The sequence below is a fragment of the Streptomyces sp. NPDC092045 genome (assembly GCF_044756005.1).
Lineage (GTDB): Bacteria > Actinomycetota > Actinomycetes > Streptomycetales > Streptomycetaceae > Streptomyces.
Genome location: NZ_JBIVSC010000013.1, coordinates 137,120 through 159,782 on the forward strand (window position 1 = coordinate 137,120; position 22,663 = coordinate 159,782).

25 protein-coding genes are annotated in these 22,663 nt (G+C 73.9%); 7 read left to right on the forward strand and 18 right to left on the reverse strand.

Annotated features, from left to right (window positions below; genetic code table 11):
* Positions 1–10: 10 nt before the first annotated feature.
* The 3 genes from ACIQKA_RS25110 to ACIQKA_RS25120 all read right to left on the reverse strand — a co-directional run bounded on the left by ACIQKA_RS25110 (position 11) and on the right by ACIQKA_RS25120 (position 3,871).
* Positions 11–970 (reverse strand): aromatase/cyclase, encoded by a 960-nt coding sequence (locus ACIQKA_RS25110; RefSeq protein ID WP_383150690.1) that lies wholly within the window; start codon positions 968–970, stop codon positions 11–13.
* Positions 971–1,006: 36 nt separating this feature from the next.
* On the reverse strand, positions 1,007–1,792 hold the full coding sequence (gene fabG, locus ACIQKA_RS25115) for a 3-oxoacyl-ACP reductase FabG (RefSeq protein WP_383150692.1): 786 nt from the start codon (positions 1,790–1,792) through the stop codon (positions 1,007–1,009).
* An 84-nt stretch (positions 1,793–1,876) separates the two neighbouring features.
* A complete protein-coding gene (locus ACIQKA_RS25120; RefSeq protein WP_391096949.1) occupies positions 1,877–3,871 on the reverse strand; it encodes an AMP-binding protein in 1,995 nt (664 codons plus the stop codon).
* A gap of 140 nt (positions 3,872–4,011) precedes the next feature.
* Between ACIQKA_RS25120 and ACIQKA_RS25125 the strand changes: the two genes are divergently transcribed.
* The 3 genes from ACIQKA_RS25125 (at position 4,012) to ACIQKA_RS25135 (ending at position 6,466) form a co-directional block, all read left to right on the forward strand.
* A complete protein-coding gene (locus ACIQKA_RS25125) occupies positions 4,012–4,470 on the forward strand; it encodes an aromatic-ring-hydroxylating dioxygenase subunit beta (protein WP_375967780.1) in 459 nt (152 codons plus the stop codon).
* Between the two features lie 138 nt (positions 4,471–4,608).
* A complete protein-coding gene (locus tag ACIQKA_RS25130; RefSeq protein WP_375967778.1) occupies positions 4,609–5,685 on the forward strand; it encodes a serine hydrolase domain-containing protein in 1,077 nt (358 codons plus the stop codon).
* Positions 5,686–5,692: 7 nt separating this feature from the next.
* Positions 5,693–6,466 carry an SDR family NAD(P)-dependent oxidoreductase gene (locus ACIQKA_RS25135; protein ID WP_383150697.1) on the forward strand — a complete coding sequence of 258 codons (774 nt, stop codon included), beginning with the start codon at positions 5,693–5,695 and terminating at the stop codon, positions 6,464–6,466.
* Between the two features lie 67 nt (positions 6,467–6,533).
* Here ACIQKA_RS25135 and ACIQKA_RS25140 read toward each other — a convergent pair whose 3' ends face one another.
* Positions 6,534–7,406, reverse strand: coding sequence for a class I SAM-dependent methyltransferase (locus tag ACIQKA_RS25140; RefSeq protein ID WP_383150698.1), 873 nt, complete (start codon positions 7,404–7,406; stop codon positions 6,534–6,536).
* Between the two features lie 232 nt (positions 7,407–7,638).
* Between ACIQKA_RS25140 and ACIQKA_RS25145 the strand changes: the two genes are divergently transcribed.
* Genes ACIQKA_RS25145 through ACIQKA_RS25155 form a run of 3 tightly spaced genes read left to right on the forward strand, consistent with a single transcriptional unit; the run spans position 7,639 to position 9,810 of the window.
* Entirely contained in the window at positions 7,639–8,073 is a 435-nt protein-coding gene (locus ACIQKA_RS25145) for a SnoaL/DnrD family polyketide biosynthesis methyl ester cyclase (RefSeq protein WP_390111943.1), read from the forward strand.
* On the forward strand, positions 8,043–8,915 hold the full coding sequence (locus ACIQKA_RS25150) for an NAD(P)H-binding protein (protein ID WP_383150700.1): 873 nt from the start codon (positions 8,043–8,045) through the stop codon (positions 8,913–8,915). The genes ACIQKA_RS25145 and ACIQKA_RS25150 overlap by 31 nt, the downstream gene beginning before the upstream one ends.
* Before the next feature lie 10 nt (positions 8,916–8,925).
* Positions 8,926–9,810, forward strand: coding sequence for an NmrA/HSCARG family protein (locus ACIQKA_RS25155; RefSeq protein ID WP_383150701.1), 885 nt, complete (start codon positions 8,926–8,928; stop codon positions 9,808–9,810).
* A gap of 75 nt (positions 9,811–9,885) precedes the next feature.
* Here the strand turns inward: ACIQKA_RS25155 and ACIQKA_RS25160 are convergent, their stop codons facing one another.
* From ACIQKA_RS25160 to ACIQKA_RS25180, 5 genes are read right to left on the reverse strand one after another with little or no spacing between them, the layout of a single operon-like run.
* Complete coding sequence (locus ACIQKA_RS25160) at positions 9,886–10,815, reverse strand: MBL fold metallo-hydrolase (protein ID WP_390111940.1); 930 nt, start codon at positions 10,813–10,815, stop codon at positions 9,886–9,888.
* A complete protein-coding gene (locus ACIQKA_RS25165; RefSeq protein ID WP_383150704.1) occupies positions 10,812–11,303 on the reverse strand; it encodes an ester cyclase in 492 nt (163 codons plus the stop codon). Before ACIQKA_RS25165 ends, ACIQKA_RS25160 begins: the two co-directional genes overlap by 4 nt.
* A gap of 11 nt (positions 11,304–11,314) precedes the next feature.
* Positions 11,315–12,379: a zinc-binding dehydrogenase gene (locus ACIQKA_RS25170; RefSeq protein ID WP_383437790.1), complete on the reverse strand. Its 1,065-nt coding sequence runs from the start codon at positions 12,377–12,379 to the stop codon at positions 11,315–11,317.
* Complete coding sequence (locus ACIQKA_RS25175; RefSeq protein WP_391096948.1) at positions 12,376–13,239, reverse strand: NAD(P)H-binding protein; 864 nt, start codon at positions 13,237–13,239, stop codon at positions 12,376–12,378. The genes ACIQKA_RS25170 and ACIQKA_RS25175 overlap by 4 nt, the downstream gene beginning before the upstream one ends.
* A 25-nt stretch (positions 13,240–13,264) precedes the next feature.
* Positions 13,265–14,146, reverse strand: a complete 882-nt coding sequence (locus tag ACIQKA_RS25180) for a TetR/AcrR family transcriptional regulator (RefSeq protein ID WP_402542451.1) — start codon at positions 14,144–14,146, stop codon at positions 13,265–13,267.
* A gap of 121 nt (positions 14,147–14,267) precedes the next feature.
* Here ACIQKA_RS25180 and ACIQKA_RS25185 point away from each other — a divergent pair, with 121 nt between their 5' ends.
* The gene (locus tag ACIQKA_RS25185; RefSeq protein WP_375967882.1) at positions 14,268–14,948 is read left to right on the forward strand and encodes a DUF2269 domain-containing protein; all 681 of its coding nucleotides are present in this window, start codon (positions 14,268–14,270) and stop codon (positions 14,946–14,948) included.
* Here the strand turns inward: ACIQKA_RS25185 and ACIQKA_RS25190 are convergent.
* Genes ACIQKA_RS25190 through ACIQKA_RS25230 form a run of 9 tightly spaced genes read right to left on the reverse strand, consistent with a single transcriptional unit; the run spans position 14,931 to position 22,459 of the window.
* A complete protein-coding gene (locus ACIQKA_RS25190; protein WP_391096947.1) occupies positions 14,931–15,710 on the reverse strand; it encodes an indole-3-glycerol-phosphate synthase in 780 nt (259 codons plus the stop codon). The two genes, ACIQKA_RS25185 and ACIQKA_RS25190, sit on opposite strands and share 18 nt — an antisense overlap.
* Positions 15,707–16,414 carry an N-(5'-phosphoribosyl)anthranilate isomerase gene (locus ACIQKA_RS25195; RefSeq protein ID WP_383437799.1) on the reverse strand — a complete coding sequence of 236 codons (708 nt, stop codon included), beginning with the start codon at positions 16,412–16,414 and terminating at the stop codon, positions 15,707–15,709. The genes ACIQKA_RS25190 and ACIQKA_RS25195 overlap by 4 nt, the downstream gene beginning before the upstream one ends.
* Positions 16,414–17,094, reverse strand: a complete 681-nt coding sequence (locus tag ACIQKA_RS25200) for a transglutaminase family protein (RefSeq protein WP_383150716.1) — start codon at positions 17,092–17,094, stop codon at positions 16,414–16,416. The genes ACIQKA_RS25195 and ACIQKA_RS25200 overlap by 1 nt, the downstream gene beginning before the upstream one ends.
* Positions 17,095–17,125: 31 nt before the next feature.
* Entirely contained in the window at positions 17,126–18,265 is a 1,140-nt protein-coding gene (locus ACIQKA_RS25205) for an acyl-CoA dehydrogenase family protein (protein ID WP_383150718.1), read from the reverse strand.
* Between the two features lie 57 nt (positions 18,266–18,322).
* The gene (locus ACIQKA_RS25210) at positions 18,323–18,697 is read right to left on the reverse strand and encodes an ectoine synthase (RefSeq protein ID WP_375967806.1); all 375 of its coding nucleotides are present in this window, start codon (positions 18,695–18,697) and stop codon (positions 18,323–18,325) included.
* Positions 18,694–19,659 (reverse strand): tryptophan synthase subunit alpha, encoded by a 966-nt coding sequence (gene trpA, locus ACIQKA_RS25215; protein WP_383437804.1) that lies wholly within the window; start codon positions 19,657–19,659, stop codon positions 18,694–18,696. The genes ACIQKA_RS25210 and trpA overlap by 4 nt, the downstream gene beginning before the upstream one ends.
* Positions 19,652–20,692: an anthranilate phosphoribosyltransferase gene (locus ACIQKA_RS25220; RefSeq protein WP_383150720.1), complete on the reverse strand. Its 1,041-nt coding sequence runs from the start codon at positions 20,690–20,692 to the stop codon at positions 19,652–19,654. The genes trpA and ACIQKA_RS25220 overlap by 8 nt, the downstream gene beginning before the upstream one ends.
* Positions 20,693–20,694: 2 nt before the next feature.
* Positions 20,695–20,961: a phosphopantetheine-binding protein gene (locus ACIQKA_RS25225; protein ID WP_383437807.1), complete on the reverse strand. Its 267-nt coding sequence runs from the start codon at positions 20,959–20,961 to the stop codon at positions 20,695–20,697.
* A gap of 1 nt (position 20,962) precedes the next feature.
* Positions 20,963–22,459 (reverse strand): AMP-binding protein, encoded by a 1,497-nt coding sequence (locus ACIQKA_RS25230; RefSeq protein WP_402542455.1) that lies wholly within the window; start codon positions 22,457–22,459, stop codon positions 20,963–20,965.
* Positions 22,460–22,663: the final 204 nt, after the last annotated feature.

The following is a 22,663-nucleotide window of genomic DNA, read 5'->3' on the forward strand; positions in this document are numbered from 1 at the left end:
TGGTGCGGGGTCAGAGAGCGGGGACCGGACTCTCCGCGAACTGCTTGGCGAGGTTGAGCGTTGCGGTGCTGTTGCGACCGAGTGCCTCCCTGACGTAGGTGCGGGCCCGCGCCACGTCGGCGCCCTCGCCGAGGATCTTCTCCACGGCCTCCGCCCGCAAGACCACGCTGTGCCGCGAGGTCGCCGTGACGCCGCCGCCCTCGGCGGGCACCACGGTCCAGCGGCCCGTGTGGGCGGACATCAGGGCGGGGGTCGCGGTCTGCTTGTAGACGATCCGCAGGTCGTCGGGGAAGCAGACGCGGACGGACTCGGTGGTGTGCACCGAACCGTCGGCGGTGCGCGTGTCCATGGCCATGACCTGGACGCCCGTGCCGTCCTCGGTCAGGTCGAGGCGGTCGACGTGCGCGACCCGCTCCGGCCAGTCCTCGACGTGGTGGAGGAACGCGTAGACCGCCTCGGCCGGCCCGTCGACGTGGACGGAGTCCTCGAAGTCGAGGACGAGCTCGGGCAGGGCGTGCCGGCGGGCGGCCAGGGTGCGCAGGTTCTCCAGCTCGGCGCGGCTGTTGGCGTCGGTGACCCGCTCGACCCACTCGACGTCCTCGGCGCGGTCGCCGACCACGGTGAAGTCGTGGAGCAGGGTGAGCCGGGAGCGCCCGCCGCCGAGGTCCTCGGCGATCCAGCTCCCGCCCATGCTCTCCACGGGGGCCGCCGACACCTCCTGGCGGAAGTCGACGCGGAGGGCGGCCGGGTCGAGGACGCGGCGCGAGGTCCAGGACTTGACGCGCCCGCCCGCGGTGGCCCACATGCGCAGCCGCTCGGTGCCGCCCGTGCGCTCCAGCTGCTCGACGTGGACGTTGGGCGGGAAGTACAGCGGCCACCGGGAGGTGTCCGCGACGAGTTCGTAGACCGCCTCCGCCGGGGCGTCGATCTCCGTCTCGTGCACCGTGCGGTGCACGCGCTCGTTCGCCATCGGTGTCTCTCTTCTCCTCGTGGGGCGCGGTCGCGGTCAGAAGTTGCCGAGTCCGCCGCAGACGTTGAGCGCCTGGGACGTGATGGACGCGGCGTGCTCGGTGGTCAGGTAGCCGACGAGGCCGGCGACCTCTTCCGGCGTCGCGTACCGGCCGAGGGGGATCTTGGCGGTGAACTTCTGCATCACCGCCTCCTCGGTGGTGTCGTAGGCCGCGGCGTAGCCGGCGCGCACGCGCTGGGCCATCGGGGTCTCGACGTAGCCGGGGCAGACCGCGTTCACGGTGATGCCGGTGGGGGCGAGCTCGTTGCCGAGCGCCTTGGTGAAGCCGACGACCCCGTGCTTGGAGGCGGAGTACGGGGCGCCGAGGACGACGCCCTGCTTGCCGGCGGTGGAGGCTATGTTGATGATGCGGCCGTAGCCGGCGCCCTCCAGGCCGCCCTTCTTGAGGACCTCGCGGGTCAGCAGGAAGACGCTGTTGAGGTTGGTGGCGATGACGTCGTACCAGGTGTCGTCGTCGATGTCGGCGGTGACGCCGCCGCCGCTGCGGCCGGCGTTGTTCACCAGGACGGAGATCGGGCCGAACGCGGCCACGGCCTCGGCGACCAGTCCGGCCACCGACTCGCGGTCGCGGACGTCGGCCGCCCGGCCGTCGGCCTCGATGCCCTCGGCGCGCAGCTCGGCCACCGTCTCGGCGACCCTCTCGGGGGTGCGCGCGCAGATGAACACGCGGTGGCCGCGGTGACCGAGGTCACGGGCCACGGCCAGGCCGATGCCGCTGGTCGCACCGGTGATCAGCGCCACCGGCTTCGTCGGTGCCGTCATCGTCTCTCCTCCAGGGCTGGGTTGTTGTACCGACCATTCCCCGCGCCGCTCGAGATCCGGCGGAAGGCGGGTGGAGGCGGTCCGTCAGGCGGCGGACGCGGCGACGGGCTCGCCGGCGCGGCCGACCTCGTCCGTCCCGTCGGCGACCGTCTCGTACAGGCCGGGCTCGGGGGTGGCGAGCGCGGCGAGGCCCTTGACGAGCCGCTGGAAGCCCTCGCTGGTGACGGCGGCGCGGTGGGCGGCGGCGTCCTCCCAGACGGCGAGCTCGACGTAGACGTTGGGGGCGCCGACCATCCGCAGGGTCTGGTGGCTGATGTAGCCGGGCTGGGTGCTCATGTACGCCGTGACGCGGCTCTTGGCGGCGAGGAACTCGGTCAGGTCGCCGTGGACGCTGAGCTTGTTGACGAAGGTCACCATGGTGGCTGCTCCCGGGGAAGAGGGGTCGGAAGGGGAAGACGAGGAAGACGAGGAAGGGGAGGAGTGCGCGACGGCGGAGGCGCGGGTGCGGACGCTCCTGCGCAGGGCCGCGCGGGCCGGTTTGCCGACGGGGGTGCGGGGGACGGCGTCCAGGAGTTCGGCGTGGCGGATCCGCTCGAAGGCGGAGAGGAGCCCGTTGGCACGTTCGGTGACGTCGGCGAGGACCTCGCCGGGGTCGTCGTCCCCGGTGTCGCGGAGCACGACGCCCGCCCAGGTGGTCGCGCCGTGCACGGGGTCGGGCCGGCCGACCACGACGCACTCGGCCACGCGCGGGTCGGCGCCGAGGACGCCCTCGACGAGGGTGGGCGAGACGAGTTCGTTGTCGTGCTTGAAGACGTCGCCGAGCCGGTCGACGAGGAAGAGGACGCCGTCCTCGTCGAGGCGGCCGACGTCGGCGGTGGGGAACCAGCCGTCGGCACCGGCCGGGTGGCGGCTCTCGCCCAGGTAGCCGGCCATCAGCTGGGGGCCGCGGACCTGGACCTCGCCGACGGCGCCGGCGGGCAGCGGGGCGCGGGTCTCCGGGTCCACGATCCGGCACTCGGTGCCGGGCACGGGCGTGCCGACGGAGCCGGGCCGGGGGTCGCGGGGGTCCTGGGAGTGGGTGAGCGGCGACAGTTCGGCCATGCCGTAGCCCTGGACCACGGGGACGCCGAGGCGTTCGCGCAGCACCCGGGCGGCGTTCGGGTCGAGCGCGGTGCCGCCGGACAGGACGGCGGTCAGCCGGGGGTGGGCGGGCACGCCGGGCAGGCCCGGGGCGCTCAGCCGCGGGTCGGCGGCCAGGGCGTGCAGGCGGGCGGGCAGGCCGTAGTAGTGGGTGGCGCCGGCGCGCTCGGCGAGGGCGAGCGAGGCGATCGGGTCGGGGTCGGCGCACAGCACCTGGAACGCGCCCGCGTACACCGCCGAGTTCAGGTGCATGACGTGGTGGAGCGGCAGGTGGTTGAGGGCTACGGAGCCGGCGTCGAGGTGGTGGGCGGCGGCGGTCTGGGCGGCGTTGGCGACCAGGTTGCGGTGGGTGAGGCGGACGCCCTTGGGCCGGCCGGTGGTGCCGGTGGTGAACTGGACGCAGACGTCGGAGTCCAGGTCGACGGGGCGGCGCTCCCCGTCCTGTCCGGGGCCGGGCACGGCGGTGGCGACGGCGTCGAGGACGAGCCCGAGCGGCACGGCGTCGCCGGGGACGATGCCGTCCTCGGCGTCGGTGACCACGACCAGGCCGAGCCGGGGCAGCCGGTCGCCCGTCTTGGCCAGGAGTTCGGCGGTGGGCGTGGGCACGAAGGCCAGCTCGACGCCGGCGGCGGACATCACGTGGAGGAGCCCGACCTCCTTGACCAGCGGGTTGATCAGCACGACCGTGTTGCCGCTGCGGGCGGTGCCGTAGTAGGTGGCGGCGAAGGACGCGTCGAGGGTGTTGGCGACGCCGATCCGGGCGCCCCTGCGGCCCACCGAGCGCTCCAGGAACTGGGCGATGCGGTCGGCCCGGGCGTCGAGTTCGGCGAAGGTGTGCGTGCCGCGCGCGTCGCGCAGGGCGGGGCCGTCCGGGTTCCGTTCGGCGGCCCGGCGCAGCAGACCGTCCAGCGGCAGGTGCGGGTGGTCGAAGGTCGGCACGACTCTGGTCCCCTCGTCGGTCGGGCGGTGCGCCCCCTTGTCAGGGCCTGCCCATCGTCCGTGCCGGGGCTTGAGGAATCTTCGAAGAGGACTCGACGGAGCGGGGCGACAGTGGGGGAAACCCGACGATCGGAGACCCCGTGACCATCCTCGCCGAGACCCCGACGGCTGCCCTGTCCGCGACCGAGGGCGCCGTCCTGTACGCCGAGGTGCAGCAGTTCTACGCCCGCCAGATGCAGCTCCTCGACCTGAACCGGCCGCAGGAGTGGGCCGCCACCTTCACCGAGGACGCCTCCTTCGACGTGCCGACCCTGCCGGAGCCGGTGCGCGGCCGGGCCGGCCTGGTCGCGGCGACCACCCGCAGCCACGCGCAGCTGGAGGAGTCCGGGCAGCGGCACCGCCACTTCATGGGGATGCTCGACGTGCGCCCGCAGGAGGACGGCACGGTGCACGTCCGCTCGTACGCCATCGTCTACGCCTCCACGATCGGCCAGGACTCCCGGGTGCACCGGGTGTGCGTCTGCGAGGACGTGCTCGTGCGCGGCGCCGGCGGGCTGCTCGTCGCGACCCGCCGCGTGACCCGCGACGACCTCGCCTGAGGAGCGCCGCGGGTCCGGCCCCCGGAAAGGCCGGGCCCCAGCTCCGCTCCACCGGCCGTCGGCCGTGCCGCGATCGGGGGCGGCGAGTCTCCCCGTACAGGACCGAACGAACCGACCGACCCATGGGGGTTTCCCGACATGACCCAGACGACGATCGCCCGGCCGGAAGTCACGGCCCTCCAGCAGGCCGTGCAGGGAGCAGCGGACCGGCTCGTCGAGCTCGGCGCCGGCGGCGTCCAGTTCCGGGTCACGCGGGGCGAGGAGTCCTTCGTCGTGACGTCCGGCATCGCGGAGCTGGGCACGGACCGCCCGGTCCCCGAGGACGGGCGCTTCCGCATCTCCTGCATCACCAAGCCGTTCGTCGCGGTCGTGGTGCTCCAGCTGGTCGCCGAGGGCAAGATCGACCTCGACCGGACCGTCGAGAGCTACCTGCCGGGCCTGCTGCCGTACGGGGACAAGATCACCGTCCGCAACCTGATGCAGCACACCAGCGGTCTGTACAACTACATGGACTCGTTCCAGAAGCCCGGCGACCGCTTCCTGCGCGACCGCTACAAGCACTACGAGCCCGAGGACCTGATCGCCATCGCGGCCGCCAAGCCGCTGGAGTTCGAGCCGGGCACGAAGTTCATGTACTGCAACACGAACTACTTCATCATCGGCCTGCTCATCAAGCTGGTCACCGGCCGCTCGTACCGCGAGGAGATCACCGACCGCGTCCTGGAGCCGCTGTCCCTGACCGAGACGGTGCTGCCGGGCGACGACCCGAACGTCCCGGAGCCGCACGCCCGCGGCTACATGCAGATCGGCGGCGAGCCGGTCGACGTCACGCTGATGAACCCGTCCGAGGCGGGCTGCGCCGGCGAGATCATCTCCACCACGAAGGACCTGGACACCTTCTTCGCGGGCCTGTTCGGCGGCAAGCTCCTGAACGAGCCGGAGTTCCGGGAGATGACCACCCCGCTGCCGCCCGAGATGATCGAGAACCTGCCGATGGGCATCGGCTACGGCCTCGGCATCATGAAGCTGGAGAACGACAAGGGCCTGGACCTGTGGGGCCACGGCGCCGGCATCCCCGGCTACGCCACCCTCGCGGCCACCACCCGCGACCTGAACGCCCGCGTGCAGCTGTCGTTCACGATCGGCGACAAGGACTTCGGCCACGACGCCGAGCAGGCCGTCATCCGCGGTGTCAACACCGCCCTGTGCTTCTGAGGTCCCCGTGACGCATTCCGTGGAGGAATCCACCGTGGAGAAGGCCGTCGTCGTCACGGGCGGCGGAACGGGAATCGGTGCGGCGACCGCCCGCGCCTTCGCCGACGCGGGCGCGCACGTGCTCGTCGTCGGACGGAGCGAGGGAACCCTCAAGGAGACCGCCGACGGATACGGCGACCGCATTCGCGTCCTGGCCGCCGACATTTCGGATCCGGAGACCCCGGACCTGGTGGTGGGCACGGCACTGCGGGAATTCGGCCGGCTCGACGTCCTCGTGAACAACGCGGCCGTCACCGGATTCGTGGCCCTGGACGGTCTCGACCGGAATTCCGTCGGTTCTCAACTGGCCACCAACCTGATCGCCCCGGTCTTCCTGGCCCAGCGCGCGCTGGACGCCCTGGAGGCCTCGGGCGGCGTGATCGTCAACGTCGGCTCGGCGGGTTCGCTGGGCCGGCGCGCCTGGCCCGAGAACTCGGTCTACGGGATGGCGAAGGTGGCGCTGGACTTCCTGACCCGCACCTGGGCCGTGGAGCTCGCGCCGCGCGGGATCCGCTCCGTGGGCATCGCCCCCGGCGTGGTGGACACGGGTGTCGGCGTGCGGGCCGGCATGCCGCGGGAGGCCTACGACGGCTTCCTGGCGCAGATGGCGGAGCGCATCCCCTCCGGCCGGGTCGGCCGGCCGGAGGACATCGCCTGGTGGATCGTCCAGCTGACGCGTCCGGAGGCGGCGTACGCCAACGGCACCGTCTTCGCGGTGGACGGCGCGCTGTCCGTCACCTGAGGTCCGCCCACGCGGAAGGGCCCGCCGGTTCTCCGGCGGGCCCTTCCGCGTGGGGCGGCGGCGCGGTTCAGCGGGCGACGCGGGCGGTGACGTAGCGCACGGGCACCTCGAAGCGGACCCGGCCGCCGTCGGTGCGCAGGGCGTCGAGGGCGGTGACGATCCGCTCGCGCAGGGCGGCGGCCTCGTCCTCGGGCAGGTGCTGCCACAGCAGGCGCATGCCCTGGGTGTGCGACCAGGTGACCCAGGCGTCGCCGGAGGGCGCGGTCTGGATCACCGGCTCGTCGGTGATCTCCACGTCGGTGAAGCCGGCCTTCTCCAGGGCGGCGGTGAGGTCCGCCGGGTCCTCCAGCCAGGAGTGCAGCTGCTTCTGGAGCTGCTCCGGGTGCCAGGCCTCGGGCAGGTGCTCCAGGAGCGACATCGGGATGAGCTCGGTGAAGAGCGGCGGCAGGAAGGGGAAGGTGTCGCGGGTGAACACCGGGCTGGTGAAGGCGATGCGGCCGCCGTCGGCGAGCAGGTCGGCGTAGCGGGCCAGGGCGGCGCGGGCGTCCGGCAGGAAGATGACGCTGTAGCTGCCGAGGACCAGGTCGAAGGAGCGGGCGGGCAGGTCGGGGTGCTCGCCGTCCATGACCCGCAGGTCGACGTTGGCGATGCCCTGGCGGGCGGCCTCCTTGCCGGCCTCCTCGATCATCGCCTCGGCGATGTCGATGCCGAGGGCGCGGCCCCGGTCGCCGATCAGGCGGGCGGCGGGCAGGAGGGTGGCGCCCAGACCGCAGCCGACGTCGAGCAGGCGCTCGCCCGGCCGGGGGTCGGCCAGCTCGACGAGGCGGCCGCCCATGGGCGTGAAGAACTCCACGTCCAGCCGGTCGTAGGTCGCCGCGGCACCGTTGAAGGCGGCGGTGACTTTGTTCTTGTACGTCGCGGTTGCGGTGTCCGTGGTCAATTCAGCTCCCTGGATATCCGGACGTCGGGGACGAGCGTCCGGGCGGCTTTCATCGTGACGGCCCGGACCCGTGGTCCGCTGGAGGACCGGTCGACGTCCGGTCGCGGTCCGGTGGCAGGAGCTTCGCAATCCGTTCGGGCATCGATTTTCGGCCTTGCCCGGAGAAAGTCGCGCGAACGAGGATGACGGGGACGCCCGACGTTCTCGGCCGCACACCCGTGGAGGAAATGGAATGAGCAGTCAATTCGATGCCGTACGCAGAATGATAGAGGCGTACAACACCGGGAGAACCGAGGACGTCGCGGAGTACATCCACCCCGATTACCTGAATCCGGCCACGATGGAGCACATGGACCTGCGCGGTCCCGACTCCTTCGCGATGGCCGTCAAGTGGCTGAAGATGACCTTCTCCGAAGAGGCCCGCCTGGTCGAGGTCTCCCTGGAGGAGAACGGCCAGTGGGTGCGCGCCAACCTCGTCCTGTACGGCCGCCACGTGGGCGACCTGGTCGGCATGCCGGCCACCGGGCGCGAGTTCTCCGGCGAGCAGATCCACCTGATCCGCTTCGTCGACGGCAAGATCCGCGACCACCGCGACTGGCCCGACTACCAGGGCACCTACCGTCAGCTCGGCTCCCCGTGGCCGACGCCCGAGGGCTGGAGGGCCTGACCGTGATCCTGGTGACCGGAGCGACGGGCAAGGTCGGCCGCGAGGCCGTCGAACAGCTGGTGGCGCTGGGCCGCGACGTGCGGGCGCTCAGCCGCCGGCCCGAGGAGGCGGGGCTGCCGGAGGGCGTCGAGGTCGTGGCGGGCAGCCCGGCCGACGCCGACTCGCTGGCGGTGGCGCTCAAGGGCGTCGACGCCGCGCTGGTCGTGCTGTCCGGCGACGTCGCGGGCGAGGCCCGCGCGTTCGCCGCCGCGGCCGCCGAGGCGGGCCTCGGGCGGGTCGTCCTCCTCTCCTCGGGGAGCGTCCTGCACCCGCTGGCGCACGGCATCGCCGAGGAGCACCGCGCCGCCGAGGAGGCGATCCGCGGGATCGGCGCGGAGTGGACGTTCCTGCGTCCCGGCCCGTTCCACGCGAACACCTCCTGGTGGGTCAGGACGGTGCGCGAGGAGGGCCGGGTCCGCGACTGGATCGGCAACAACCCGGGCGCGCCGATCGACGAGCACGACATCTCCTCGGCCGCCGTCGTCGCCCTGACGCGGCCGGGGCACGAGGGCAGGGCGTACCTCCTGACCGGCCCGGAGGTCCTGACCTCCGAGGAGCAGGCCCGGATCCTGGGCGAGGCCCTCGGCCGCGAGCTGGAGTTCTCCGTGGCCCCTCAGGGCGAGGTAGTGGACGTGTTCGCCGGCATCACCGGCGACCGCGAGGCCGCGGTGTCGAACGTCGCCGCCCTGCACAGCCCCGAGGTCCCCTGGTCGAAGGTGAGCCCGGCGGTGCGCGAGCTGACCGGCCGCGACCCGCGCCCGTACCGCGAGTGGGCGGCGGCCAACGCGCCGCTGTTCGGCTGAGGAGGCCGTCATGTCCGCAGAGAACACGAAGGCCGGACCGGTCCTGGTCGTCGGCGCGACCGGCGCGCAGGGCGGCGCGACCGCCCGCGAGCTGGTGGCCCGCGGCGGCCGGGAGGTGCGGGCGCTGGTCCGCGACCCGGAGTCGGAGGCCGCGCGGGCGCTCGCCGGCCTCGGCGTGGTGCTCGTCCGGGGAGACCTGGACGACGAGGCGTCGCTGCGCGCGGCGTTCGAGGGCGTCCACGGCGTCTTCAGCGTGCAGAACTTCATGACCCCGGCCGGTCTGGGCGGCGAGGTCCGCCAGGGCCGCGCGGTGGCCCGGGCGGCCCGCGACACCGGCGTGGCGCACGTGGTGTACAGCTCGGTCGGCGGGGCGGAGCGCCACAGCGGCGTGCCGCACTTCGACTCCAAGCACCACGTCGAGCGCTACCTGGACGAGCTCGGGGTGCCGAACACGGTGCTGCGGCCGACCTTCTTCATGGACAACTTCGCGGCCCACGGGCCGCAGGAGGTCGACGGCACGCTGGTGGTGCAGCTCGGTCTGAAGCCGGACACCCGGGTGCAGTTCATCGCGGTCGCGGACATCGGCTGGTTCGCCGCCGAGGCCTTCGACCGGCCGGCCGAGTACCTGGGCCGCAAGGTGGAGATCGCGGGCGACGAGCTCACGGCCGACGGGGTCGCCGAGGCGTTCGCGGCCCGTACGGGCAGGCCGGCCCGCTTCGAGGAGGTCCCGCTCGACGCGGTCGCCGCCAACCCGTACATCCCCAACGCCCCCGAGATCGCGCTGATGTTCGAGTGGTTCCAGACGCACGGCTACCGGGCGGACCTGCCGGCCCTGCGCGCCGCGCACCCGGGCCTGCTCACCTTCGACGCCTTCCTCAAGGGCGTCGACCTCTGAGCCTCCGGGCACGCGCGTGGGCCGGGCGCCGCCTTCGGGCGGCGCCCGGCCCACGTCGTGCCGGAGGGGCGGGGATCAGGCCAGGGAGACCGGGTGGCGGCCGTGGTGGACGATCATCTCGTCGAACACGGCGCCGATGTCGAGGGGCGAGCCCTCGGGGAGCCCGCGCGCCTCGGCGTAGCCGCGGTGCAGGTTGGGGACCAGGCGCTCGGCGTCGAGGAGGTCCGCGTACGGTCCGAGGTCGACGTCCCGGGCCAGCTCCAGCGGGGCGATCCCGGCGGCGGCGCCCTCCTCGGCCAGCCGCTGGATCCAGCGCAGGTACGAGGCGTTGGCGTCGAACAGCTCCGGGCCGCCGACCGGTCCGTGGCCGGGCACGACGGTGGTGGCGCCGAGGGCGCGCAGCCGGTCGAGGGCGCGCAGCGAGCCGGCCACGGAGCCCATCACGCAGAAGGGCGTGACGCCGTTCATCACCAGGTCGCCGGTGAACAGCACGCGCTGCTCGGGCAGCCAGGCCACCGTGTCGTCGGTGGTGTGCGCCGCGGGCCCGATGTGGATCAGCTCGACGGGCGTGTCCCCGACGTGCAGGGTGACGGCGTCGCGGAAGGTCAGCTCCGGCGGCGTGACCTCGATGTCGCCCCAGCAGACCTCGGGCCAGAGGCCGGTCAGGTGCAGTCCGGCGGCCCGCACCATGGCGCGGGTCCGCTCGTGGCCGACGGTGACGGCCTCGGGGAAGACGAAGTTGCCGAAGGTGTGGTCCCCGTGGAAGTGGGTGTTGACCACCGCGCGCGGCGGGCGCGGGGCGATCCGCAGGGCCGCCGCCCGGAGCTGCCGGGCGCGGGCCTCGGTGGCCGCGGTGTCCACGAGGGCGCTGCGCCCGCCGTCGGCGACGATGCCCGCGTTGTTCAGGCACCAGCCGCCCTCGGGCTGCACGTACGCGTGGACGCCGTCGGCCACCTCGGTGACCGTCGCCCCGGGGAGCCGGACCGCGGTCCCGGTCCCGGTCACTGGCCGTCCGCCGGGATGAAGCCCAGCTCCTTCAGCATCGGGATGTAGTTGAAGACGTCGTAGTGCTCGATGATCTTTCCGTCCGCGTCGAAGCGGAGCTCCTCCAGCATGAACCAGGTGACCTTCTTGCCGGTCGGCGCCTTGCCCATGAACTCGCCGAGGTGGGTGGCGGTCACGGTGATGCGCAGGATGACGCGGTCGTCCTCGGAGACGGCGCTCCTGACGTCCAGGTGGAGGTCGGGGAAGGCGGCGAGGCCGCCCTTCATGGCGCCGACCATCTGCTCGGTGTCGACCTGGCGGTCCTCCGAGAAGTGGCGGATCTCGGGGTGCCAGTGGGTGAGGATGCCGTCGAGCTCCCAGCGGTTCCAGGCGGCGGCGCAGTCGAGCGCGATCCGCTTGTTGCGCGCCTGGATCGTCTCCCCGGCGGGGACGCCGGCGGAGTTCTCGACGGAGGTCCCGGCGGGGGTCTCGGTGAGCGTGGCGGTCATGGGGGTTCCTTTCAGGGGACGAGGACGTACTTGCCGACCGCGCGGCCGTCGAGCAGGGCGCGCAGGGCCGCGGCGGACTCGCCGAGCGGGAGGCGGCCGGCGATCTCGGGGCGCAGCACGCCCCGGGCCAGCAGCTCGTACATGGCTCCCAGGTCGGCGTCGAAGTCCTTGCCGGGCTTGACGTAGTACATCCGCATCCGGCGGCCGCCGGTGCGGCCGAAGAGGCGGGCGAGGGCGTGCGTGAGGGTCCGGCGCAGGGCCGGGACGTGCGGGCGGAACCACTGGCCGGGCTCGTAGCCGGCGACGGAGGAGTCGAAGGAGACCAGGGTGCCGCCGGGGGCGAGCACGGCCCAGCCGTCGTCCAGGCCCCTGCCGCCGATGTGGTCGAAGACGGCGGCGACGCCCTCGGGGGCGAGCGCGCGCACGGCCGACGGGAAGTCCGGGGTGCGGTAGTCGAGGGGCTCCGCGCCCAGCGCGCGCACGGCGTCGTGCTTGGCGGGCGAGGCGGTGCCGATGACGCGCAGTCCGTGGTGGACGGCGATCTGCGTGAGCAGGGTGCCGACGCCGCCGCTGGCGCCGTGCACGAGCACGGTGTCGCCGGGCCGCGCGCCGGAGAGGCGGTGCACCATCTGCCAGGCGGTCACGCCGTTGGTGACGAGGGAGACGGCCTCGGCGGCGTCCAGGCCTTCGGGGACCGGGGCGAGGACCTTCGCGGGGACCTCGACGTAGCGCTGCCAGGCTCCGTAGCGGGGCATGGCGGCGACCCGGTCGCCGACGCGCCGTCCGGTGACGCCCTCGCCGACCTCCGTGATCCGGCCGACGAGGTCGTAGCCGGGGACGAAGGGGAAGCGGGGCGGGAAGGGGTGGAGGTGCTGGAGCATCTGCACCTCGGCGTAGGAGACGCCGGCGGCCTCGACCTCGACGACGACCTTGCCGCGGCCGGCCGTGGGGCGTCCGGCGTCGGTCAGTTCGACGCGCTGCTCGGGCTCGCCGCTGCCGGTCATGGTGACGGAAGGGTTGGCGGGGGCGGGGCGGCCGGTGCCGGCGGTCGCGCCGGTGCCCGTGGTGACGGTCATGCCGCGCTCCGGTCCTGCTCCTGCGGGGCGAAGTCCCCGGCGTGGTCGACGGCCCACTGCGCGAAGGTCAGGGCGGGGCGGCCGGTGACCCTCTCGACCGTGTCCACGGGGACCGGCGGGTTCTCGACGGCGTCGGCGAGGTAGCCGAGGACCATCTCGACGACCGGCGCCGGCATGAAGCGGCCCATCTGCTCGCGGGCCTGGTCGGGGGTGATCTCCTCGAAGGGGATCGTCCGGCCGAGGGCCGCACCGATGGCCTCGACCTGGTCGGCCTGGGTGATGGCCTCGGGCCCGGTGAGGACGTACGCCCGGCCGGCGTGCCCGTCCTCCAGGAGGGCCGCGGCGGCGACGGCGGCGATGTCCTTCTCGTGGACCAGGACGCGGGGGGCGTCGCCGTAGGGGGCGCGGACCACGCCCTCGGTCCTGATGGAGTGGCCCCACTTCCAGAGGACGTTGGTGGCGTACTCGTCGCCGCGCACGAAGGTCCAGTCGACGCCGGAGGCCTCCACGGCCTTCTCCACGGTGCGGTGGTGCTCGCCGCTGTGGTTGTCGCCGGACTCGTCGAGGACGGAGGAGGACGAGAGCACCACGATGTGGCGCACGCCGGCCTCCGCCGCCGCGGCGGCGACCTCGGTCGCGGTCTCGGGGACCGGGAAGAGGTAGAGCTTCTCCACTCCGCGCAGCGCCTCGCGGACGCTCTCCGGCCTGGTCAGGTCGCCGGCGAGGACCTCGACCTGCGGGGGCAGGCCCGCTGCCTCCGGGTTGCGGGTGAGGGCCCGGACGGGCACTCCCGCGTCCACGAGCTGTGCCACCACGTGGCGGCCGACGGATCCCGTCGCGCCTGTCACCAGAACTGTCACGCTGCTCCACCCTCGTACCACGGTCTCAGCCAGATGAGACGTCTCGGCCAGTTGTGGTGCCAGCGTCGGCCGCCGGGCTGGAGGGGTCCCGGAGGTCCGCTCGACCGCCCTCCTCCGCGCGCTCGGCCGCGCACCGGTCGACGTACCGCTCGACGCCGTCGAGGACGCGCTGGAGGCCGAACTCGAAGCCGCCGTCGGCGCCGAAGCCCGAGCCGGGCTCCTCGAAGACCCCGGTCATCCACACCCGGGTGAGGGTGGGGAAGCGGGTGAAGGGGATGAGGCGCTCCAGCTCGGGGCCGGTGCGTTCGAACCACTCCTGGTGACTCAGCCCGCCGCGCCGCTCGTCCTGGCGGCTGTCGGCGTCCTGGAGGGCGGCGCCGCGCACGTAGCCGTTGACGAGGTTGACGACGGCGAGCATGTCGCGCTCGTCGAGGCCGGTCGTGGAGACGGCGCGCAGCACCCCGTCCCAGACAGCGGTCTCGTGGGGGCCCATGAGCATCCGGGAGGACATCAGGGGCGGGACCCAGGGGTGGCGGAGGGCGATGTCGTGGGCGCCGCGGGCGTACAGCTCCAGAGCGGCTCTCCACCCGTCCTCGACTCCGTCCAGAGACGGTGACTCGGAGAGGATCTTGTCGAACATGCAGTTGACGAGTTCGGCCCGGCCGTTGACGTAGGTGTACAGCGACATCGTGGAGACCCCCAGGGGTTCGGCCACTTTGCGCATGGAGAGGGCGGCCAGCCCTTCTTCGTCCGCGATGTGGATCGCAGCATCCACGATGCGGTCGACGGTCAGTCCCTGCTTGGGTCCTCGGGTGTTCCTGGCCGGTCCGTGGTAGTCCCGCCACAGCAGTGCCAGGGTGCGCCCGGGGTCCGTCCGGCCCTCGTTCTTACCGCTGTTTTTCGCCATTCCCTTGACATCCCCTCGCCTCGGAGGCACTAGCTCTGTACTCTGTACGAAGTTTCACCGTACGGCATAAAGAGTTTATGCCCTCGCCGATGATCCCCACAGTCCGCAGGAGGCATGAATCTTGTCCGCACCGTCCGTCGAACGCCCGCAGGAGACCGACGCCGCCCCGTCGGCGCCGACCGCGAAGGGGAGGCAGGCCCCGGTGAAGGCGAAGAAGAAGTTCGAGCTCAGCCGCAGGGCGCGCCGGCTCACGCTGGCGGTCCACGTCGTGACCTCCGTCGGCTGGGTGGGCCTGTCCCTGTCCATGGTGGTCCTGGCCGTCATGGGCTACACCACCGACGACCCGGCCGTCGCCAAGGGCGTCTACAAGGCGATGTACGTCTTCGACGACACCAGCGTCACGGTCTTCAGCGTCAGCGCCGCGCTCTCCGGGATCCTGCTGTCCTGGGGCACCGTGTGGGGCTTCATGCAGCACTTCTGGATCATCGTGAAGTGGGTCATCACCCTCTTCATGACGGTCTTCGCGTGGTTCGTGATCCACCCGATCGTCATCGAGGCCACGAAGAACACGGCCGACGCGGGCCGCGGCACCCCGGAGCCCGGCTGGCCCGCCGAGTTCCTGCTGTGGAGCGTGCCGATGCTGTTCGTCCTGCTCACCGTCGCGGCCGTGGTCTCCGTCTACAAGCCGTGGGGCCGCACGGCCCGCGGCCGGCGGAAGTCCGCGGCGGCCCGGCGCACCCCGGCCGGCCGCGCGTCGGCCGCCCGCACCCCGGCCGCCGACGCCTCAGCCGCCCGCGCCTGAGGCCCCCGCGCCACCGGACCGGTCCGTCCCCCGGGACCCGTCCGGTTCCCTGACCGGGTCCGGGCCCGCGCACCGCGCGGCCCGGGCCCGGTCGTACTCCGCGCACCAGCCCGCGAGGCTGTCCGCGCGCAGCAGGCCGGTGCCGATCAACAGCCCGGCGTAGCCCGCGCCGACCAGCGCGGCGGCCTGCTCCGGCCGCCGGATCCCGCTGGCGCTGACCGGGAACCGCGTACCGGTGGCCCGGACGGCGGGCAGCAGCTCCCCGCTGCGCCCGAGGTCGCCCGCACCGCGCTCCCGGGTGGCGATGTCCTTGTTGTTGACGGCGACGACACAGTGCTCGCCGTGCCGCACCGCGGCCGCCTCCGCCGCGTCGGCCACCTCGACGAACGGGGTGAGGCCGAGCTCCAGGGCCTGATCCGTCAGCCGCTCCAGGGTGTCCCCCGACAGCAGCCCGGCCGTCAGGAGCACCGCCGAGGCGCCCCGCTCCCGCGACCTCCTGAGCTGGCCCCGGCTGGTGATGAAGTCCTTGCGCAGCAGCGGCAGCGCGGTCAGCGAGGCCACCTCGGAGAGCAGCTCCTCGTCGCCGCCGAACCAGCGGCCGGTCACCACCGAGACGCAGGGCGCGCCCGCCGCCTCGTAGGCGGCGACCACCTCGGCGACCGGACGGCCGCCGAGCAGGTCGGCGCCGTCCGCGTCCCGGCGCTTGACCTCCATGACCAGCGGGCGGCGGGCCCCGGCGAGGGCGTCGGCGAAGGCGCTCACGCGACCACCCCCACCGGACGGGTACGGACCGGGCCGGCCGCCCGCCACGCGCGGGCGACCGCCGAGGCGGCGGCGCCGTCGATCCGGCCGGCCGGGCCGCGGGCCGCCGAGTCCACGTCGATCCCGGCGAAGCCGGGCAGCTCCCGGACGGGGGCGAACGGGCCGTGGTTGCCCGCGTGCAGCCCGCCGGCCAGCAGGAAGGGCAGGTCCGTACGGCCGGCGAGCGCGACGACCGCCGCCGGGTCGAGGGCGCGGGCCGTGCTGCCGAGCCGCCCGCCGGGTCCGACGGCGTCGAAGAGGAACAGGTCGGCGCCCGCGCGCTCGTAGCCGCGGAGCAGGCCCTCCTCCGGGCAGCGGCCGGCGTCGTCCACGTGCAGCACCTTGACGATCCGCAGCCCGGGGCCCGCGCCCCGGCGCAGCCGGCGCACCACGGACGGCGGCTGGAAGCCGTGCAGCTGCACCCAGGCCGTCCGGGCCCCGGCCAGGACCCGCAGCAGGTCCTCGGCGTCGTGCGAGAAGGTGACGAGCACCGGCTCGGTGCGGCCGGTCGCGCGGGTCGCGGCGGCCAGCTCCGTCAGGCGCCCGGCCGGCAGCTCGGCCGGGCCGCCGGGCACCGCGTACCAGAGTCCCAGCAGGTCCGCCCCGGCACCGGCGGCGGCCACCGCCTCGTCCTCGGTGACGGCCCCGCAGAATTTGACCAGCACTACCCGGCCACCGCCCGCCGCGCGTCGGCGACCAGCGAGCCCTCGGCGAAGGAGTCGGCCGAGCCGTCCCGGAACAGGCCGGGGTGCGCGGCCCGCAGGTCCGCCAGCACCCGGTCGTAGGGCAGGTCGTCGAACTCCCCGTGGACGCGCAGGAACTCCATCTGCCGGCGGCCCCGCTCGTCGAAGGGGTGGTGCAGGCTGTCGGCCGTGCCGTCGAACTCCAGCGGCGCCATCCGGTAGAGGCGGCACAGCTTCCGGTTGAAGACCGGGGTGGCCTTCACCCAGCGCCCGTCCAGGTGGACGGAGGTCAGGCCGTGGTGGGTGAAGACGTCGCCGCCGAGGAGCAGCTTCAGCCTCTCGGAGGCGAGGTGGTTGCGCACGTCGGTGAGGACGAGCCGGGCCGGGATGCCCAGCGAGCGCAGGGAGGCCGCGTACAGCACGGACTTGTGCAGGCACATGCCGGAGCCGGTGCGCAGCACCTCGCTGGCGCGCAGGCCCCGGCGGGAGAGGTCCGCCCCGTACACCTCGTAGCGGATGCCGTCGCGGACCGCGTGGTAGAGGGCGACGGCGGCCTCGCGCGGGGTGGGGTCGCCGGGCGGCAGCGACTCGCGGACGAAGGCGCGCACCTCCGCCGACCCGTGGTCGAGGAACTCGGTGGGGCGCAGGGTGTTCGGGTCCATGCTGGGGTGTCCTGTCCGCTTCGGTCGGGGGTCAGAGGCCCAGCAGCGCGGCGAGGCGGTTGCGCTGGATCTCCGAGGTCCCGGAGTAGATGGTTCCGGCGACGGAGTTGCGCAGCTCCTTCTCGATGCCGTACTCGGCCATGTAGCCGTTGCCGCCGAAGATCTGGACGGCGGACAGCGCGGAGGCCACGTTGGCCTCGCTGGTGACCAGCTTGGCGATGGCGATCTCCTCGGTGACGCTCTCGCCGGCCGCCATCTTCTCGGCGGCGCCGTACAGCAGGCCGCGGGAGGTCTCCACGCCGACGCGCATGTCGACGATCCGGTGGGAGACGGCCTGGTTGTCGCCGATGGGACGGCCGAACTGGGTGCGCTCCCGGGCGTACGCGACGCAGCGGTCGAGCCGGCCGCGCATCTCGCCCGCGTTGACGGCGAAGGAGAGCAGGATCTCCCAGCGCATCACGTACTCCATGACCAGGTAGCCGCCGCCGACGCGGCCGAGCACCCGGTCCGCCGGGACGCGGCAGCCGTCGAGGAACAGCTCGCTCAGCGGCGAGGTGCGCAGGCCCATCTTGGCGATGGGCCGCCCGACCCGGAGGCCGGGGGTGTCGCGCTCCACGAGGAACGCGGTGAAGCCGAGCGGGCCGGGGCGGTCGCTGGTGCGGGCGTAGACGACGAACAGGTCGGCGACGGGGCCGTTGCTGACGAAGGCCTTGCTGCCGTCGAGCACCCACTCCCCGCCGTCCCGCCGGGCGCGGGTGCGCATCGCCAGGGCGTCGGAACCGCTGTCCGGCTCGCTGATGGCGTGCGCGGCGATCAGCTCGCCCGTGCAGATCCGGGGCAGGTACCGCTCCTTGAGCCCGGCGGAGCCGAAGCGCTGGAGCGGCACCCCGGTGCTGACGATGTGGGTGCAGACCGAGAAGTTCAGGCCCGCGTCCCGGCAGCCCTCCCCCAGCCCTTCGAGCACGTACATGGTGGTGAGGAGGTCCTGCCCCAGACCGCCGTACTCCGTGTCGAAGGGCAGGCCGAGGATGCCCGTCCGGGCCAGGACCTCCCACTGGGCCCGCGGGAAGGACGCGGCGGCGTCCCGCTCGACGTGACCGTCGTTCAGGTCCCCGAGGTACGGCCCGAGGCCCTCGCGCAGGGCCTGCTGGTCGGCGCTCCACTTGATCATCCACGTGCTCCTGGGCTGTGCGTCGGGGACCTGGCCGGTTCGGTGCGCCGGTCCGGCTCAGTACTGCGAGAACTCGGGCGAGTCGAGGCGGTGGCGCTCGTCGCCGCGCAGCGCGGGCGAGAAGACGCAGACCAGGCGCAGGTCCTCGTCGGGGGCGGCGACCAGCCAGTGCGCGTCGTGGTGGTCGAGGGCGTAGAGGGTGCCCGGGGTGATCGGGTGGGAGTTGCCCTCGGTGTCGATGACCTCGCCGCTGCCCTCGATGCAGTAGCAGGTCTCCAGGTGGTTGCGGTACTCCAGGCGGGACCTGGTGCCGGCCCGGACCACGGTGTCGGTCACCGAGTAGCCGACGCCGTCGGACTGGGTGAGGAAGCGGCGGCTGAGGCCGTTGCCCCACTCGACGGCGGTGAGGTCCTCCAGCTTGCGCACGATCATGACGTGGTTCCCTTCTGGGCGGTGGGGGTGGGCCTGGCGGAGGCGGTGCCGCGCAGTTCCCGGACGAATTCCGCGAACTCCCCTACGGGGTCGCGGTGGTGGGCGAGGGCGTCCTCGACGCGGGCCACGCCCGCGCTTCCGACCACCACGGACTCCACGCCGAGCTCTTCGAGCCGGGCGACGTCCCGGGCGGTGCGGACGCCGAAGCCGACGGCGACGGGCGCCGCGGCGGTTTCCCGCAGCCGGTGGACCGTCTCGGCCAGCCGCCGCTCGTCGAGCGGGGCGTCGGTGCCGCTGCGGCCGTAGTGGGCCACGAGGTAGAGGTAGGCGCCGGCGCGGGCGGCGGCGTCGGCCTGGACCAGCGGGCCGGAGACGGCGTAGCAGGTGGTGACCACCGGCAGCCCCGCCTCGCGGGCGGAGTCGTGGTAGGCCTCGCGCAGGCGCGGCGGCAGCCCGTGGAGCAGCAGCCCGTCGCAGCCCGCGTCGGCGGCCCTGCGGGTGAAGTCGGGCAGCGGGGTGCCCTTGACGGTGTGGCTCCAGTCCGCGAGCAGCGCGATCCGCAGGTGGCGCAGCGAGGGCCGGGCGGCGGCCACGGCCGCGAGGACGGCGTCCGCGGTCACGCCCCGGGCCAGGGCCCGGTTGGCGGACCGGCGGACGACCGGGCCGTCGGTGACCGAGTCGGGGAAGGGCACGGCGAGTTCGAGGCAGTCGACCTCGCTCTCGTCGAGCATCGCCAGCAGCTCGGGGAGCAGTTCCAGCGGCGGGTCGCCGGCGTTGAGGAAGAGTGCGAGGCCGGGGCGGCCGGGCCGGCGGCGGGCGAAGAAGGCGGACGGGCCGGCGGACGGGTCAGGTGCGGCGGACGGGGCGGACAGGGGCGGTGCGGCGGAGGCGGCGGAGGGGGCGGGTGCGGCGGACGGGGCCGGCGCGCCGGGGGCCGCCGGGCGGAGCAGCGTCTCAGACACAGGACACCGCCCGTGAGCGCAGCCGCTCGACGCGCGCGCGGGCCGAACCGTCGTGGAGCGCGGTGCGCGCGGCGGCCAGGGCGGCGTGCCAGTCGGAGGTGAGCCGCGAGGCCACCGCGAGCGCGGCGGCGTTGAGGCAGACGGTCTCCTCGGCCACCGGGTCGCCCTCGCCGGACAGCAGCGCGAGGAAGCCCTCCACCACCCGCTCGTCCCCGCCCGCGGCCTGGCGCAGGTCGCCCAGGTGGCCGGGGCGCAGGCCGAGCGCCTGCGGTCGCAGGGTGAACTCGTCCTCGCCGCCGTCCTCGTAGCCGAACACCCGGTTGGCGGCGAAGCCGATCAGCTCGTCGGCCTCCAGGTCGTTGGCGCAGACCCAGACGGTGCGTCCGGTGCGGCGCGCGGTGTGCTCGGCGGCCTGCCGGACGGCGGGCAGCATCCGCGGGTCGGAGACCCCGGTGAGCTGCGCGGTGACCGGCATGCCGGACAGGAAGGGCCCGAGGACGTTGACGAACCGGCCGATGTCGCGCATCCGCAGCGGCAGCACGAGCCCGGCGAGCCGGGCCACCTCGGCCGGGTAGACGAAGTTCCCGGCGAAGGCGATGCCCTCCCGCTCCAGGACCTCGTGGGTCTCCTCGTACGAGGCCGTGGGGCGGATCCCGAGCAGTTCGAGCAGGTCCACCGAGCCGTAGCCGCTGGTGAAGGCCCGCGAGCCGGTCTTGACCACCTTCGCGCCCATGGCGGCGGCGGTGAACGCGGCCGCGGTGGAGACGTTGAACGTACGGGGTCCGCCGCCGGTGCCGACGATGTTGACCGTGCCGTCGAAGCGCAGGTCCACTGGGGCCCGGCGCTCGTCGAGGGAGTCGAGCAGCGCGGTGAGGGTGGCGCGTTCGGGCACGGCGGTGGAGAGGGAGGACAGCAGCGCCACGGCCTCGCCCCGGCGCAGGCCCCCGTCGTGGAGCCGGTCCCAGAAGGACCGCCAGGTCTGCCGGTCCACCTGTCGGCTGCCGCCGATGAGCGCGGTCAGGGCCTCGTGCATGGTTACGCCGCCTCCGCCCGCTGCGGGAGGACGCCGTCGACGAACGCGCTGATGGAGGCCGCCGAACGGAAGGCGTCCGGGTCGAGGTCGACCTCGTCGGTGTCGACGTCGTACGTGGACTCGATCCACGCGATGACCTTGAGCAGGCCCAGGCTGTCGATGACGCCCTCGTCGAGCAGGTCGAGGTCGGCGTCGAGCTGGTCGGGGGTCACGTCCGGCAGGAACTCGTCGACGACGAACCGCTTCACGGCGGTCAGGGTGTCGGGCATGTCAGTTCTCCTTGCTGGTGCGGGCGAGGGAGCGGGCGACGCGGTCGCGGTCGACCTTTCCGGTGGAAGTCCTGGGCAGCGGCTCGTCGGTGATCCGCACGGTGGAGGGGACGGCGGCCCTCGGCAGGCCGCGGGCCAGGTGCCCGCGCAGGGCGAGGCTGTGGAGGCCGCTGCCGGCGGAGCGCCGCACGACGGCGTGCAGCAGCCGGCCGGCGACCGGGTCGGGCAGGGTGAGGACGGCCGCCTCGGCCACCTCGGGGTGGGCGAGCAGGACGTGCTCGACCTCCTGCGGGTTGATCCGCACCCCGCGCACCTTGACCTGGAAGTCCGTGCGCCCTTCGAGGGTGTGGATCCCCCGCTCGTCCCGCCGCACCAGGTCGCCGCTGCGGAACCAGCGCCGCCCGTCCGCCGCCCCCGGGCCCCGGGGATCGGGCCCGAAGGCCCCGTTCCCGGCGGCGCCGAGGTAGCCCTCGGACTGGAAGGGGGTGGAGACGTACAGCTCGCCGGTGCCGGGGCCGTCGAGCACGGTGCCGTCGGCGGTGACGACGAGCGCCTCCACGCCGGGCAGGGGCCGGCCGAGCGGCACGGGCGCGGCCGGGTCGGTCACCTCGTGCAGGAAGCTGTCGTTGGTCTCGGTGCAGCCGTACACGTTGGAGAGGCGGGCGCCGGGCAGCAGGCGCGGCAGCTCCTCCAGGACGGGTGCGGGGACGGTGTCGCCGGTGAACACCGCGTGCCGTACGCCGGGCAGGGCGCGGCCGCCGGCCTCGCGGGCCGCGTCGGCGAGCAGCCGGTAGAACATCGGCACCGCCTGCACGACCTCGGGCGCGTACCGGGCGACGAGGTCGAGGAGGTGCGGGCCCTGGAGGGCGCGGTCGGGGTCGACGAGCACGACCCGGCCGCCGCGGGCCAGCGTGGTCCACACGTCGAGCAGGCACAGGTCGAAGTTGAGGGGCGCGTAGTTGAGGACCGTGGTGCCGGGGCCGATGCCGAAGTGGCCGGCGGCCCAGTCGGTGAACGCGGTGATCGCGGCGGCGCCCAGCGGCACGGTCTTGGGCAGTCCGGTGGAGCCGGAGGTGGTGAGCAGCAGGGCCGTCCCGGTGGGAACCGCGGCGGGCTCGACGGCCGGGACGGACGGGGCGGACCCGGCGGACCCGGGGGTCAGGACGTGGCGCACCCCGGCCCCCGCGTACAACCGGTCGAGCACCTCGCGTCCGAGGGTCGCGGCGGGCAGCAGCACGGGCCGCCGTTCGAGGAGGCAGGCGAGGACCAGGGCCACGGTGCCGGGTGACTTGACGGCCGGCACGCCGACCGGTTCGCCGGCGGCGGCCGGCAGGGCGGCCAGCCGCTCCCGCTCGCGCGTGACGAGGTCGAGGAGCCGTCCGTAGCTCGTCTCCTCGTCCCGCAGGACGAGGGCCGTGTCCCCGGGCCTCGTCCGGGCGTGTGCGAGGAAGGCGTCGGCCGGGGTGTGTCCCCGTCCTCCGCCGGCTGCGCCTGTCATGCTCCCCCGTCTCCTCCTGCCGATGCATGTGCCACCGATGGTGGTTTTCGCGACTGGAGAACAGTTCGAGCCTCGGTGTACGGGGCTGTGGGGGGGGGCGGGGAAAGGCGGAGGGGGCCGTGTCCGGCGGGCCGGGAGGAGACGGGTGGGCCCGTGTCCGGCGGGCGGGGGAAGGCGGCAGGGTCCGCGATCGGCGGGTGGGGA

Excerpts from the sequence above, each read along its gene's own strand:
- ACIQKA_RS25110 (WP_383150690.1), bottom strand. The coding sequence starts at position 970 with ATGGCGAACGAGCGCGTGCACCGCACGGTGCACGAGACGGAGATCGAC.
- fabG (WP_383150692.1), bottom strand. The coding sequence starts at position 1,792 with ATGACGGCACCGACGAAGCCGGTGGCGCTGATCACCGGTGCGACCAGC.
- ACIQKA_RS25130 (WP_375967778.1), top strand. The coding sequence starts at position 4,609 with ATGACCCAGACGACGATCGCCCGGCCGGAAGTCACGGCCCTCCAGCAG.
- ACIQKA_RS25145 (WP_390111943.1), top strand. The coding sequence starts at position 7,639 with ATGAGCAGTCAATTCGATGCCGTACGCAGAATGATAGAGGCGTACAAC.
- ACIQKA_RS25155 (WP_383150701.1), top strand. The coding sequence starts at position 8,926 with ATGTCCGCAGAGAACACGAAGGCCGGACCGGTCCTGGTCGTCGGCGCG.
- ACIQKA_RS25165 (WP_383150704.1), bottom strand. The coding sequence starts at position 11,303 with ATGACCGCCACGCTCACCGAGACCCCCGCCGGGACCTCCGTCGAGAAC.
- ACIQKA_RS25170 (WP_383437790.1), bottom strand. The coding sequence starts at position 12,379 with ATGACCGTCACCACGGGCACCGGCGCGACCGCCGGCACCGGCCGCCCC.
- ACIQKA_RS25180 (WP_402542451.1), bottom strand. The coding sequence starts at position 14,146 with ATGGCGAAAAACAGCGGTAAGAACGAGGGCCGGACGGACCCCGGGCGC.
- ACIQKA_RS25200 (WP_383150716.1), bottom strand. The coding sequence starts at position 17,094 with ATGGACCCGAACACCCTGCGCCCCACCGAGTTCCTCGACCACGGGTCG.
- ACIQKA_RS25205 (WP_383150718.1), bottom strand. The coding sequence starts at position 18,265 with ATGATCAAGTGGAGCGCCGACCAGCAGGCCCTGCGCGAGGGCCTCGGG.
- ACIQKA_RS25210 (WP_375967806.1), bottom strand. The coding sequence starts at position 18,697 with ATGATCGTGCGCAAGCTGGAGGACCTCACCGCCGTCGAGTGGGGCAAC.
- ACIQKA_RS25220 (WP_383150720.1), bottom strand. The coding sequence starts at position 20,692 with ATGCACGAGGCCCTGACCGCGCTCATCGGCGGCAGCCGACAGGTGGAC.
- ACIQKA_RS25225 (WP_383437807.1), bottom strand. The coding sequence starts at position 20,961 with ATGCCCGACACCCTGACCGCCGTGAAGCGGTTCGTCGTCGACGAGTTC.
- ACIQKA_RS25230 (WP_402542455.1), bottom strand. The coding sequence starts at position 22,459 with ATGACAGGCGCAGCCGGCGGAGGACGGGGACACACCCCGGCCGACGCC.